This window comes from Streptomyces sp. NBC_00154, assembly GCF_026342835.1.
GTDB lineage: Bacteria > Actinomycetota > Actinomycetes > Streptomycetales > Streptomycetaceae > Streptomyces.
In genome coordinates this window covers 6086635-6099853 of sequence record NZ_JAPEMI010000001.1, presented here as the reverse complement: position 1 = coordinate 6099853, position 13219 = coordinate 6086635, and the positions used below count along the sequence as shown (strand labels likewise).

Annotated in this window: 14 protein-coding genes; 9 read left to right on the top strand and 5 right to left on the bottom strand. The window is 70.2% G+C overall.

The window, feature by feature from the left end:
- The first annotated feature begins 9 nt into the window (after positions 1 to 9).
- Positions 10 to 1461 (top strand): HAMP domain-containing sensor histidine kinase, encoded by a 1452-nt coding sequence (locus tag OHA03_RS27420; RefSeq protein ID WP_323181252.1) that lies wholly within the window; start codon positions 10 to 12, stop codon positions 1459 to 1461.
- Positions 1458 to 2048 (top strand): hypothetical protein, encoded by a 591-nt coding sequence (locus OHA03_RS27415; RefSeq protein WP_267006409.1) that lies wholly within the window; start codon positions 1458 to 1460, stop codon positions 2046 to 2048. The genes OHA03_RS27420 and OHA03_RS27415 overlap by 4 nt, the downstream gene beginning before the upstream one ends.
- Before the next feature lie 60 nt (positions 2049 to 2108).
- On the opposite strand, the gene OHA03_RS27410 is transcribed toward OHA03_RS27415, so the two are convergent.
- From OHA03_RS27410 to OHA03_RS27400, 3 genes are all read right to left on the bottom strand, one after another.
- Positions 2109 to 3098, bottom strand: coding sequence for a glutathione S-transferase family protein (locus OHA03_RS27410; protein WP_267006408.1), 990 nt, complete (start codon positions 3096 to 3098; stop codon positions 2109 to 2111).
- Positions 3076 to 4560: an MFS transporter gene (locus OHA03_RS27405; RefSeq protein WP_267008180.1), complete on the bottom strand. Its 1485-nt coding sequence runs from the start codon at positions 4558 to 4560 to the stop codon at positions 3076 to 3078. The genes OHA03_RS27410 and OHA03_RS27405 overlap by 23 nt, the downstream gene beginning before the upstream one ends.
- A gap of 139 nt (positions 4561 to 4699) precedes the next feature.
- Positions 4700 to 5146: a hypothetical protein gene (locus tag OHA03_RS27400; RefSeq protein ID WP_267006407.1), complete on the bottom strand. Its 447-nt coding sequence runs from the start codon at positions 5144 to 5146 to the stop codon at positions 4700 to 4702.
- A gap of 150 nt (positions 5147 to 5296) precedes the next feature.
- Here OHA03_RS27400 and OHA03_RS27395 point away from each other — a divergent pair, with 150 nt between their 5' ends.
- From OHA03_RS27395 to OHA03_RS27385, 3 genes are all read left to right on the top strand, one after another.
- Positions 5297 to 5878 (top strand): helix-turn-helix domain-containing protein, encoded by a 582-nt coding sequence (locus tag OHA03_RS27395; RefSeq protein WP_267006406.1) that lies wholly within the window; start codon positions 5297 to 5299, stop codon positions 5876 to 5878.
- Positions 5879 to 5892: 14 nt separating this feature from the next.
- A complete protein-coding gene (locus tag OHA03_RS27390) occupies positions 5893 to 6474 on the top strand; it encodes a GNAT family N-acetyltransferase (protein ID WP_267006405.1) in 582 nt (193 codons plus the stop codon).
- A 67-nt stretch (positions 6475 to 6541) separates the two neighbouring features.
- Complete coding sequence (locus OHA03_RS27385; protein ID WP_267006404.1) at positions 6542 to 7030, top strand: glutathione peroxidase; 489 nt, start codon at positions 6542 to 6544, stop codon at positions 7028 to 7030.
- Positions 7031 to 7188: 158 nt separating this feature from the next.
- Here the strand turns inward: OHA03_RS27385 and OHA03_RS27380 are convergent, their stop codons facing one another.
- The gene (locus tag OHA03_RS27380) at positions 7189 to 8415 is read right to left on the bottom strand and encodes an acyl-CoA dehydrogenase family protein (RefSeq protein WP_267006403.1); all 1227 of its coding nucleotides are present in this window, start codon (positions 8413 to 8415) and stop codon (positions 7189 to 7191) included.
- 185 nt (positions 8416 to 8600) lie between these two features.
- On the opposite strand from OHA03_RS27380, the gene OHA03_RS27375 reads away from it, so the two are divergent.
- A complete protein-coding gene (locus OHA03_RS27375; RefSeq protein WP_030976491.1) occupies positions 8601 to 9251 on the top strand; it encodes a TetR family transcriptional regulator in 651 nt (216 codons plus the stop codon).
- 39 nt (positions 9252 to 9290) lie between these two features.
- On the opposite strand, the gene def is transcribed toward OHA03_RS27375, so the two are convergent.
- Entirely contained in the window at positions 9291 to 9836 is a 546-nt protein-coding gene (gene def / locus OHA03_RS27370; RefSeq protein ID WP_267006402.1) for a peptide deformylase, read from the bottom strand.
- Between the two features lie 114 nt (positions 9837 to 9950).
- Here def and OHA03_RS27365 point away from each other — a divergent pair, with 114 nt between their 5' ends.
- The 3 genes from OHA03_RS27365 to OHA03_RS27355 all read left to right on the top strand — a co-directional run bounded on the left by OHA03_RS27365 (position 9951) and on the right by OHA03_RS27355 (position 13118).
- Positions 9951 to 11189, top strand: coding sequence for a MurT ligase domain-containing protein (locus tag OHA03_RS27365; protein ID WP_267006401.1), 1239 nt, complete (start codon positions 9951 to 9953; stop codon positions 11187 to 11189).
- Positions 11190 to 11223: 34 nt separating this feature from the next.
- Positions 11224 to 11952 carry a type 1 glutamine amidotransferase gene (locus tag OHA03_RS27360; RefSeq protein ID WP_267006400.1) on the top strand — a complete coding sequence of 243 codons (729 nt, stop codon included), beginning with the start codon at positions 11224 to 11226 and terminating at the stop codon, positions 11950 to 11952.
- Between the two features lie 140 nt (positions 11953 to 12092).
- On the top strand, positions 12093 to 13118 hold the full coding sequence (locus OHA03_RS27355; protein WP_030921961.1) for a 6-phosphofructokinase: 1026 nt from the start codon (positions 12093 to 12095) through the stop codon (positions 13116 to 13118).
- Positions 13119 to 13219: the final 101 nt, after the last annotated feature.

Genomic DNA, 13219 nt, shown 5'->3' with positions numbered 1-13219 from the left:
TCCCGCCTGGTGGCGGCCTTCGCCCTGGTGGCTGTGGCCAGCGCCCTGAGCACCGGAGCCCTCGCCTTCCGGGAGGCGCGTACGGGGGTGCTGCAGCAGAGCCAGGACGCCGTCATCCGGCAGTTCCGGACCAGCGTCGACGCCGTGGCTGTCTACACTCCCCTGGCGCCGAGCCGGTCCGACTTGCAGGTGGCGGTGGACCAGGTGCTCCGCGCCAACCAGTCACAAGGGTGGCAGGTAATGGCCACGTACCGCAGCCTCCGTGCCTACACGCCGGGTGACGTCTCCAACAAGCTGAGCCCTGAACTGCGCCGGTCCGTGGGAACCACACGTGCCGCGGTGTTCCAGCGGGTGAACACCGACGGGCATCCCTATCTCGTCGTCGGAATGCCGGTCACGTACAACTCCGGCGAGGGCACGGAGTCCAAGCTCTCGGGGCTCGTGATGTACCTGGTGGTGCCGCAGAACACCGAACAGGCTTACGTCGAAGCGATGGTCAGCGCCATCGAACACGCCACCCTGGTGGCGCTGGGCCTCGCCGTGGTCCTGGCGCTGCTGGCCGCGAGCGGCGTCCTCCGTCCCGTACGGGCGTTGCGCCGGGCGACGCGTCGGATGGCCGAGGGACACCTCGATGTCCGGCTGGCCGTCAACGGCTCCGACGAACTGGCCGGCCTCTCGCGATCCTTCAACCACACGGCTGCCGCACTGGAGGAGTCGGTCGCGGAGTTGCGGCGCCTGGAGGCCCAGGCGCGCCGCTTCGTCGCGGACGTCTCCCATGAACTGCGCACGCCGCTGGCGGCGATGTCGGCGGTCACCGACGTGCTGGACGAGAAGGCGCTGCGCTTGGACCAGGAGACCGGCGAGGCGTTGCAGCTCATCAGTGAGGGGACCAGTCGGCTGAGCGTGCTGGTGCAAGACCTGATGGAAATCTCCCGCTTCGACGCGGGCGCGGCGGAACTCAACCTGGACGAGATCGACTTGGCCGATTTCGTCCAGCACACCCTCGCCTCTCGGGGGTGGCAGGGCCAGGTGGAGACCCACCTGCCGCCACCAGGCGTGCTGAGGACACGTGTGGACCCGCGCCGGCTCGACGTGGTGATGGCCAACCTGGTCGGCAACGCGCTGCGGCACGGGGCGCCGCCGGTGCGGCTGGGCATGGGCGTGAGGAAGGAGCGGGCGGACATGGCGTGGGCCGTCATCGAGGTGACCGACAACGGACCGGGGATTGCCGAGGAAGCCATGCCGCACATCTTCGAACGCTTCTACAAGGCGAGCACCACACGGACCAGAAGCGAGAGCAGCGGGCTGGGCCTGGCCATCACGGCGGAGAACGTGTACCTGCACGGAGGACGCGTCAGTGCGGCGAACCTGCCCGAGGGTGGCGCGGTGTTCACGGTCGAACTCCCCCTGCAACGCGACTCCGCGGCCGCCGCCGACGACGCCGCCGGGAGTGCCCGGTGAGGGGCTCACGCGTGGCGGGACTGCTGGCCGGGCTCACGGCCGCGCTCACGCTCTCGGCGTGCGGAGTCCCCCCGTCCGACGTCATCCAGGCCGGCGAACCGGCGAGCGGCATGGTCTCTCCCAGTCCAAAGTCCTCGGTGCCAGCCGTCATCCCCCTCTATTTCCTGCACAAGGGTGATCTGACACCTTATCTCCGCAAGATCGGCGACGCCGGGGACTTCGGGGCCGTCGTGCGCCTGCTGTTCGACGGACCGACCACGAGCGAGGCCGTGGCGGCCACCACGGAGCTGCCCCCTCTGACGGGTACACCGAAAGTGGCGATCGGCGACGACAAGACCTTCTCCATCCAGTTCCCCAAAGATGTCCCTCCCCTCAGCCGCCTGGCCATGCGGCAGTTGGTGTGCACGGTGGCTCACGTGACCATGCCGTCCGCCGCGCTGCCCGGGGACGCGAATCAAGACGGCGCCACTGCGGCTCCTACCGTCCATACGCAACGCTCCCCCGCGCACACGAGCGTCCATGTGCTCGGTGACGGATGGACGATGACGCAGTCGGACGACTCGTGTCCCGACCCTCTTCAGCCGTAGGAGGGGTCCGGGCACGACCCCGGTACCGGTGGAGAACATTGTTCGACCGGTCTGTGGCCCCTACGCGGGTGGGGTGCCGTCGCCGAAGGGGCGGCCGCCGAGCTGCTCGCGGTGGTGCGGCGTCCGCCAGCCCGAGAGGTCGGGGCCCAGGGGCACGATGCCGGTGGGGTTGATGCCCGTGTGCACCCGGTAGTAGTGCTGCTTGATGTGGTCGAAGTCGACGGTGTCGCCGAATCCGCGGGTCTGGAACAGGTCCCTGGCGTAGGCCCAGAGCACGGGGTTCTCGGTCAGTTTCGAGCGGTTGCACTTGAAGTGCCCGTGGTAGACGGCGTCGAAGCGCACGAGTGTGGTGAACAGCCGGATGTCGGCCTCGGTGAGCGTGTCCCCCACCAGGTAGCGCTGGTCCCTGAGGCGTTCGGATACCAGGTCGAGTCTGCGGAACACATCGTGGTACGCGGCTTCGTACTCCTCCTGACCGCTGGCGAATCCGGCCCGGTACACGCCGTTGTTCACGTCGCGGTAGATGCCCCCCATGACCTCGTCGATCTCGTCCCGTAGCCGTTCGGGGTAGAGATCGGGCGCTCCGGGCCGGTGCAGTGCGGTCCACTCGGTCGCGAAATCCAGGGTGATCTGCTGGAAGTCGTTGGTGACGAGCTTCCCGCTGGGTACGTCCACGATCGCGGGCACGCTGACACCGCCGGGGTAGCCGGGTTCGCGCGCTTCGTACGCCTCGCTGAGATATGCGATACCGAGCACCGGGTCGCGGCCTCCCTCGTCCAGGGTGAAGCGCCAGCTGCGGTCGTCCTGGATCGGGTCGGCCACGGCGAGCGACAGGGCGTCCTCCAGGCCGAGGAGCCGCCGGGAGACGAGTGCCCGGCTCGCCCAGGGGCAGGCACGGCTGACGACCAGCCGGTAGCGGCCCGCCTCGACCGGCCAGCCGTCGCGGCCGTCGGCAGTGATCCGGTCGGCGAAGTGGCTCCTGGACCGCTTGAACGGCTTGTGTCCGTACGCCGCGTTGCCGTCCGGCTCACTGCCGGTGGGGGGGCTCATCGTGGTCTCCCTTCCAGTCGGACGGGCCGGGGCCGGACAGGCCGTGGGCACGTCTCGTGTTCCGCCGGGAGATCCCCACATCGGTCATCGCCAGGACGAGAGCGCCCAGCACGAAGGCGGCGGAGACGATGAGCCCGCTGTCGAACGCGCTCCTCCAGCCGGCGGAGGGCAGCCGCGCGAAGAAGACCGAGCCGACCGCGGCGATCCCGATCGCCGAGCCGACGCGCTGGCCGGTCTGGAGCGTGCCCGCGGCGCTCCCGCCTCCGACCACCGGCACCTGGGACAGGGTCAGGGTCAGGTTCGGGGCGATGACCAGGCCGCTGCCCACACCCGCCAGGAGCAGCGGGGCCGCCATCGCCCAGGCGACGCCGCTGCCCGGGACCAAGTGCACGGCGAACACGGTGGCGCCGAGTCCGACGACCACCATGGACAGCCCCACGGCGACCAGCGGCCGCCCGTAGCGGCTTACCATCCGGCCACCTGGTCCGGCGGCGGCCGCCGCCCCCAGAGCGAACGGTGTGATGGCCAGTCCGGCCTCGAGGGCGGTGCAGTGCAGTCCGGCCTGAAGATAGAGAGTGCTGATGAAGAAGATCGAGGTGAATCCGGCGAAGTACAGCAGGCTCAGCAGACAGCCCAGCCAGTAGGAGTGCATCCGGAACAGCGACATGTCCAGGACGGGCACGGTTCCACGCCCGCCGCACCGGGCCTCCCAGCAGGCGAAGACGCCGAGCAGCACCACGGCCACGGCCACCAGCAGCCACTTCCCGTCGCCGGGCCACTGCTGTGCCTGGATGAAGGGCAGCAGCAGGGCCAGCACGCCCGCACCGAGGAGGAGTACGCCGACGGGATCGAGGTCCCTCGGCCGTACGCGGCCCGCTGCCGGTGTGTCCGGGAGGAGGCGCCGGGCGAGCAGGAAGCAGACGAGGCCGAGCGGCAGGTTGACGAAGAACACCCAACGCCAGCCCCCCTCCCGTCCCGCCGCCTGGATCAGCAGCCCGCCCAGCAGGGGGCCGACGGCGGTCGAGATAGCGACCACCGTGCTGAACATGCCGAAGGCGCGGCCCCGCTCCTGGCCGGAGAACATCTGCTGGATCAACGCGGAGATCTGCGGCGAGATCAAGGCTCCGCCGAGGCCCTGAACCACCCGGGCGACCACCAGCCAGAAGCTGGACGGGGCGGCTCCGCAGGCCACCGAAGCCAGCGTGAACACGGCCAGCCCCGCGAGGAACACCTCACGGCGCCCCCGGGCGTCGCCCAGCCGCCCGGCGGGGATGAGGAGGAGCCCGAAGGCGAGGGAGTAGCCGGACAGGACCCACTGCAGATCGGATTCCGGGCTCCGCAGGTCGTTACGGATCGACGGCAGGGCGACGTTGACGATGGACACGTCCAACAGCGTCATGAAGCCCGCCACCAGGCACACGGCAAGTGCCTGCCAGCGGCGGGGGTCGAGCGCCGGGGCCATCTCGCTCTCGCGCCCCGCCGCGCCTCCCTGGGACGTTGCGATCTCCGGCATGACTCGCACACTAGGCGGCGAGTCGCGATTCCTCACCCGTGACAGGGCCGACTGCCGTAACGGTCGCCGCCTGGCGGGCACGTCCGGGTCAGGCCGTCGAGCCTTGGCCCGCTTCACGGTGCATGCCCGTGCACAGCGCCCAGACGATGAAGATGTTGACGGCCACCAGCGTCATGGCCCACAAGGGGTAGTACGGCAGCCACAGGAAGTTGGCGATCGCGCCCAGCCCGGCGACGACCACACCGAAGTAGCGCGCCCACAGGGCTCCGGTGAGCACGGCGCAGCCGGCGAGGACGATGACGATGCCCAGAATGAGGTGGACCCAGCCCCAGCCCGACAGGCTGAACTGGAAGACGTAATGACGCGTCGTGACGAACAGGTCGTCCCTGGCGATGGCCGCGATCCCCTCGAGGATCGCCATCGCCCCACCGAAGATCATCAGGGCTGCCGCGAGAACGGTGGTACCGGATGTGGGCCCATGCCATGGGGCGGGTCCGGCGGTGCCCGCTTTGGGTTTGGTGGCGTCACTGGCCATGTCGGCCTCCTTGTGTGGCAGAGCCATCCGGCCGGCCGAGCAGGCCGGACCGGCGCGATCCCCCGTCTCAGCGTGGCACGACGGCCCTCCCTCGGCATTCCGGCCGATCACACCCACGAGCTGTCTCAGATCAGGGATAGAATCTCTGATGTGAGAGAGTCCGGAGAGGTGGAACCGACGTCCGTCGATGCCCGGCTGGCAGCCCGACTGGGTGAGCTCCGCACCGAGCGCGGCTGGTCCCTGGACGAGCTGTCCCGGCACAGCGGTGTCAGCCGCTCGACGCTGTCGCGCCTGGAGCGCGGCGAGCTGAGCCCGACCGCCGCCCAGCTCGGGCGGTTGTGCACGGTCTACGAGCGGACGATGTCACGGCTGCTGACGGAGGTGGAGGCGGAGCCCCCGCAGCTGGTGCGCGCCGAGCGGCAGCCGGTGTGGCGGGACGAGGCGTCCGGCTTCGTGCGCCGCTCGGTCTCGCCGCCGCACGCCGGCCTACGTGCCGAGATCGTCGAGGGGACGCTCGACGCGGGCGCCGGCATCGCGTACGAGCAGGCGCCGGTGCCCGGTCTGGAACAGCACATCTGGGTGCTGGAGGGAACGGTGGAGATCACCGTCGAGAACACCGTGCACACCGTGCGCGAGGGCGACTGTCTACGGTTCCGGCTGCGCGGCCCTTCGCACTTCCACTGCCCGGGCCCGGGCCCGGTCCGCTATGCCGTGCTGATCGTTCTGCCGTGAAAAGGACCCGAGTCATGACCGAAGCCACTCACTTCGCCGCATCCACTCCTCACATCGAAATCGTCTCCGTCTCCGGACCCGAGCTGATCACGTACGCCGACGAGCTGGCCGCTCTCCTGGTGGAGACCGTGCACGGCGGCGCCTCGGTGGGGTTCCTGGCGCCGCTCGACCGCGGTGCGGCCGCTGCCTGGTGGCGGGGGCGCGCCGCCGCGGTCGACGCCGGCGACCAGCGCGTCTGGATCGCCCGGGACGGCGAGCGGGTGGCGGGAACCATCGGCCTGAACCTGACCTCGTTGCCGAACGCCCGTCATCGCGCCGAAGTCACCAAGGTGATGGTGCGCCCGTCGATGCGGGGCCGGGGGCTCGGACGCTCGCTGCTCGCCGTCGCCGAGGGCGCGGCGGCCGAGGCCGGTCTGACATTGCTGGTCCTGGACACCGAGACCGGCAGCCCCGCCGAACGGCTCTACCGCTCGGCAGGCTGGACGGAGTGCGGATCCATTCCCGACTACGCCGGCGACCCGGCCGGGGCCCTGAAACCGACCACGATCTACTACAAGGTGATCGGGACAGCCGGGCAACCGACTTCGTGCCGATGACGCGGTCGGCATAACAATGACCGGGCAAGCCGCTTGCACCGAGTAAGACACTTACAAGGAGACCCTCATGACGCTGTACGACATTCCCCTCCACACGCTGACCGGTGAGCCGACCACTCTTGGCGCGTACCGCGGCCAGGCGGTCCTGCTGGTGAACGTCGCCTCCCGGTGCGGGCTCACCCCGCAGTACGCAGGCCTGGAGCGGCTTCAGAAGACGTACGGGGACCGCGGCTTCACCGTGCTCGGTGTGCCGTGCAACCAGTTCGCGGGCCAGGAGCCGGGGAGCGCGGAGGAGATCCAGACGTTCTGCTCGACGACGTACGGGATCAGCTTCCCGCTGCTGGCGAAGGTCGACGTGAACGGTGACGGGCGGCACCCGCTGTACGCGGAACTGACGCAGCTCGCGGACGCGGACGGCGAAGCGGGCGACATCCAGTGGAACTTCGAGAAGTTCCTGATCTCCCCGACCGGCGAGCCGGTGGCCCGCATCCGCCCCCGCACGGAGCCGGAGGCCCCGGAGCTCGTGACGGCGATCGAGGCCCTGCTCCCCGCCTGACGGGCAGCACGGTGCCGGGCGGGCCGATGGTCGGCCCGCCCGGCACGATCTCGACTCCGTCGGCGCAGCACCGAGCCCGTCCGGCGATCTAGGACAGAGCGGGGGCGGAGGCACCGCAACCATCCCGGCGTCCCCGCACCCCACCCACGCGGCACCGGTTAGCGAATCGGCATGCCCGACAGCGTGCGCGCGATCACCAGGCGCTGGATCTCGCTCGTGCCCTCGAAGATGGTGTAGATCGCCGCGTCCCGGTGCATCCGCTCCACCGGGTACTCGCGGGTGAAGCCGTTGCCACCGAGGATCTGGATCGCCTGCGCGGTGACCTTCTTCGCCGTCTCACTCGCGTAGAGCTTGGACATCGAGCCCTCGGCGGACTCGAACGGCTTGCCCGTGGTCGCCATCCAGGAGGCGCGCCAGACCAGCAGCCGGGCCGCGTCGATCTGCGTACGCATGTCCGCGAGCTGGAACGCGATGCCCTGGTTGTCGATGATCGGCCGGCCGAACTGGGTACGGGTCTTGGCGTAGTCGAGCGCGACCTCGTACGCCGCCCGGGCGGTGCCGACCGCCATCGCCCCGACCGCCGGGCGGGACGCCTCGAACGTGGCCATCGCCGCGTTCTTCACACGCTCGCCGCCGGACTGCGCGCGCTCACGCGCCCGCGCCAGGCGCTGGTCCAGCTTCTCCTTGCCGCCGAGCAGGCAGTCCCCGGGGACCCGGACGTCCTCCAGAACGACCTCCGCAGTGTGCGAGGCCCGGATGCCGTGCTTCTTGAACTTCTGGCCCTGCGAGAGGCCGGGGGTGTCCGGCGGCACGATGAAGGAGGCGTGGCCCTTGGAACCGAGCTCCGCGTCGACCACGGCGACGACGACATGGACATTGGCGATGCCGCCGTTGGTCGCCCAGGTCTTGGTGCCGTTCAGCACCCACTCGTCCTTGGCCTGGTCGTACACCGCGCGGGTCCGCATGGAGCCGACGTCCGAGCCCGCGTCCGGCTCGGACGAACAGAAGGCGGCGACCTTCACATCGTTCGCGTCGCCGTACATCTGCGGGATCCAGGTGCCGATCTGTTCCTCGGTGCCGTTGGCGAGGACGCCGACGGCCGCCAGGCCCGTACCGACGATCGACAGGGCGATGCCCGCGTCGCCCCAGAACAGCTCCTCCATCGCCATCGGGATGCCGAGCCCCGTCGGGTCGAAGAACTGCTGGGCGTAGAAGTCGAGGGAGTAGATGCCGACCTTGGCCGCCTCCTGGATGACGGGCCAGGGCGTCTCCTCACGCTCGTCCCACTCCGCAGCGGCCGGGCGGATCACATCCGCGGCAAAACCGTGAAGCCAGTCACGGACCTGCTTCTGGTCGTCGTTGAGCTCGAGCGTGAACTCGGCCATGTTCCCCTCCATGCACTACCGTAAAAACAAGTCGTTACTTGCGGTAACGGCAGTCTGTTACCGACTAGTAGCCTGTGTCAACCGGTCAGGCTCCGTTCGGCACCACCGCTGGGCAGGGTGTTACGTTGCGCGTGCGTAACGGACTCGCATGGCCATATGCACGGCCAGGGGTGGGGAGAGGCGACATGGAGACCACACGACAGGCCGAGCGACAGCGGACCGCGGCCGAGCAGCGCCGCAGGGAGTTGCTGGAGGCCGCAGACCGCGTGGTGCTCAGGGACGGGCCCAAGGCGTCGATGAACGCCATCGCGGCCGAGGCCGGGATCACCAAGCCCATTCTGTACCGGCACTTCGGCGACAAGGGCGGCCTCTACCGTGCGCTCGCCAAGCGCCACACCGACGCCCTGCTGAGCGCCCTGCGGGCGGCGCTAGACGCCCCCGCCGAACGCCGCCAGCGGGTCGAGGCGACGCTCGACACGTATCTCGCGGCGATCGAGGCCCGCCCGCAGGTCTACCGCTTCCTGATGCACCCGTCCGACGACGCGGCGCCCTCCCCCGAGCAGGGCTTCGACGTCGGGCGGCACTCCGCTCCCCTGCTGCGCCGGCTCGGCGAGGAGCTTGCCCTGGTGATCGCCGAGCGGGTGGACCTGGGGCCGGACAGCCAGGAGATGGCCCGCATCTGGGGCCACGGCATCGTCGGCATGATGCACGCCGCAGGCGACTGGTGGCTGAGTGAACGTCCTTGCTCACGCGCCCAGTTGGTGCGCAGCCTGGCCGATCTGCTGTGGGGCAGGCTGGCCGCCGTGGGCGACCGGCCGGGCGGTCCCGGATTCTGACGTCCGCCGGCCGAGATGCTGTCGGGTGCGCGGTCGCAGTCAGTCGGCACGCCCCCACGGCGCCCGGCGGGCCGCGCGCAGCGCCCTCGCCCGGCGCAGCCCGGTCAGCCGGTCCGTGTAGACGGAGCCTTCGAGGTGGTCGCATTCGTGCTGCAGACAGCGCGCGAACCAGCCGGTGCCGTCGACCCGTACCGGCTCCCCCTCGACGTTCACGCCCTCGACCACCGCATGGTCGAACCGCGGGGTGGCGGCCTCCAGGCCGGGCAGCGAGAGACAGCCCTCCGGTCCGCGTACGGTGATGCCGTCCACCTCGACGAGTTTCGGGTTGACGAGATGCCCGAGGTGACGGACGTCTTCGTCGTCCGGACAGTCGTAGACGAACACCCGCAGCGGGACGCCGATCTGGTTGGCGGCGAGCCCGACCCCCTGCGCCGCGTACATCGTGGCGAACATGTCCTCGACCAGCCGGGCGAGCGAGGGCCCGAAGTCGGTGACCTCCTCGCAGGCACCGTGGAGCACCGGGTCGCCGAGCAGGGTCATGGCACGGACGAGTCCGGAACTGCCGGGGATCGGACGGTTTCGCATGGCCGTAAGAGTACGTTCCACGTGACCTCCACGTTCCTGGCGGTGCCGCGGTGCGGTCGCCGTGCCGGACATCGATAGGCTGGGCGCGGACCGATGCAAGGAGGATCTAGGACGATGGCAGGCAACACGGAGCCGTTGTCGCCGCGCGCCAAGCTGGCGGTGACGGCGGGCAAGGCCGCTGCGGCGGTGTCGCGCGCTGCGGGGCGCGGCAGCGGATCGGTGATCGGCGGCCGGGTGGCGCTCAAGCTCGACCCCGACCTGCTGGGGCGACTGGCGCAGCACCTGGACGTGATCCTCGTGTCGGCGACGAACGGCAAGACGACGACGACCCGGCTGATCGCCGAGGCGCTGCGGGCCGCGGGCCCGGTTGTGTCGAACGCGCTCGGCGCCAACATGCCCGCGGGCATCACCTCCGCCCTGGCCGGTGGCTCGGACGCGAAGTACGGCGTGATCGAGGTCGACGAGAAGTACCTCGCCGGTGTCGCACGGGACACGACACCCAAGGTGATCGCGCTGCTCAACCTCTCGCGCGACCAGCTGGACCGCGCCGCGGAGACCCGGATGCTGGCCGAGAAGTGGCGTGAGGGGCTGTCCGGCTCGAAGGCCGTGATCGTCGCCAACGCCGACGACCCGCTGATCGTCTGGGCGGCGTCCTCCTCCCCCAACGTGGTGTGGGTCGCGGCCGGTCAGGCGTGGAAGGACGACGCCTGGTCCTGCCCGTCCTGCGGCGGTGTGATGCAGCGCCCCGGCGACGACTGGTTCTGCGGCGAGTGCGGTTTCCGCCGCCCCGCGCCGAGCTGGGTGCTGCACGGCGACTACGTCCTGGACCCGCACGGTTCGGCGTGGCCGATCCACCTGCAGCTGCCCGGCCGCGCGAACAAGGCGAACGCCACCAGCTCGGCCGCAGTCGCTGCCGTCTTCGGGGTGCCTCCGCAGGTCGCGCTGGAGCGCATGTATCAGGTGCAGGCCGTCGCGGGCCGCTACGACGTGGTCACCTTCCTCGGCCGTGAGCTGCGGCTCCTGCTGGCGAAGAACCCGGCGGGCTGGCTCGAAACGTTTTCCCTCATCGACCCGCCGCCCACGCCGGTGATCCTCTCCGTCAACGCCCGTGGCGCGGACGGCACGGACACCTCGTGGCTGTGGGACGTCGACTACACCCAGCTCGCCGGCCACCCGATCTTCGTGCTCGGTGACCGCAAGCTGGACCTCGCGGTCCGCCTCGAAGTGGCCGGCCTCGACTTCCGGGTCTGCGAGAACCTCGACGAGGCCGTGCAGCAGGCCCCGCCCGGCCGTATCGAGGTCATCGCCAACTACACCGCCTTCCAGGACCTGCGCCGCCGTGTCGGCAACTGACCCCGGCCCCGGCCACCTCCGGAGAGGACGAAGCATGAGCAACAACGGTCTGCGTCTGGTCTGGGTCTATCCCGACCTGCTGAGCACCTACGGCGACCAGGGCAACGCGCTGGTCGTGGAGCGCCGGGCCCGGCAGCGCGGTCTCGACGTGCAGCGCGTCGATGTGCGCAGCGACCAGCCGATCCCGACGTCCGGCGACATCTATCTGATCGGGGGCGGTGAGGACCGGCCGCAGCGGCTCGCCGCGGAACGGCTGCGCCGCGACGGCGGTCTCAGCCGGGCCGCGTCCAACGGCGCGATCATCTTCTCGGTCTGCGCCGGTTACCAGATCCTCGGCCATGAGTTCATCAACGACCTCGGTGAGCGCGAGCCCGGTCTGGGGCTGCTCGACGTGGTTTCCACCCGCGGCGAGGGGGCCCGGTGCGTCGGTGACGTACTGGCCGACATCGACCCGCAGCTGGGCCTGCCGCCGCTGACCGGTTTCGAGAACCACCAGGGCATCACCCATCTGGGCCCGACGGCTCGGCCGTTCGCCCGGGTGCAGTTCGGCCGGGGCAACGGCACGGGTGACGGCACCGAGGGCGCGTACAACGACACGGTCTTCGGTACGTACATGCACGGGCCCGTGATGGCCCGTAACCCGATGATCGCGGACCTGCTGCTGAAGCTGGCCCTCGACGTCAACGCGCTGCCGCCGACGGACGACCGTTGGTACGAGGCGCTGCGCGCCGAGCGCATCGCCTCGGCGACCCAGCCCGCATGACGGGCCATTCGCTCAACTGAGCGGAGTCCAGCAGGCGGACGCCTGGTTCGGTCCCGCCACCCTGCGCCGGTAGGGTGGCGGGGATCCAACCGGACGACGTGGTCCGGTCGTCGGCCCACGTTGCAAAGGTTTCCCGGGCAATGCGAATTGGTGTGCTCACCTCCGGCGGCGACTGCCCCGGCCTCAATGCCGTCATCCGTTCCGTCGTGCACCGCGCGGTGGTCGACCACGGCGATGAGGTCATCGGCTTCCACGACGGGTGGAAGGGCCTCCTCGAGTGCGACTACCGCAAGCTCGACCTCGACGCGGTCGGTGGCATTCTCGCCCGCGGCGGTACGATTCTCGGCTCCTCCCGGGTCCAGCCCGCGCATCTGCGGGGCGGCGTCGAACAGGCCAAGGGCCATGTCGCCGATCTCGGTCTCGACGCGATCATCCCGATCGGTGGCGAGGGCACGCTGAAGGCGGCCAATCTGCTCTCCGAGGCGGGGCTGCCGATCGTCGGCGTACCGAAGACCATCGACAACGACATCGCGTCGACCGATGTGACCTTCGGCTTCGACACCGCGGTGGGTGTCGCCACCGAGGCCCTCGACCGGCTGAAGACCACCGCCGAATCGCACCAGCGGGTGCTGATCGTGGAGGTCATGGGCCGCCACACCGGCTGGATCGCCCTGCACTCGGGCATGGCGGCCGGTGCGCACGCCATCGTCGTGCCGGAGCGCCCCTTCGACATGGACGAGCTGACCGAGCTGGTCGGCAAGCGTTTCTCGGCGGGCAAGAAGTTCGCGATCGTCGTGGTCGCCGAGGGCGCCAAGCCGCGCGCCGGCTCCATGGAGTTCGAGCAGGGCACCAAGGACATCTACGGCCACGAGCGGTTCGCAGGGGTGGCCACCCAGCTCTCCATCGAGCTGGAGCAGCGCCTCGGCAAGGAGGCCCGCCCGGTGATACTCGGCCATGTGCAGCGCGGCGGCACCCCGACCGCGTACGACAGGGTCCTGGCGACCCGCTTCGGCTGGCACGCGGTCGAGGCGGCGCACCGCGGCGAGTTCGGCATGATGACGGCGCTGCGCGGCACGGACATCACGATGGTGCCGCTGGCCCAGGCCGTGGAGACGCTGAAGACGGTCCCGGCCGAGCGGTACGCCGAGGCCGAGTGCGTGCTCTGAGCAACACCGGATCCTGACGACTGCCCCCGGCCGCAGCTGCGGCCGGGGGCAGTTCTACTCTGGTCGGGACAACCGGCGCGAAACGGGGACGTCCCCATCGG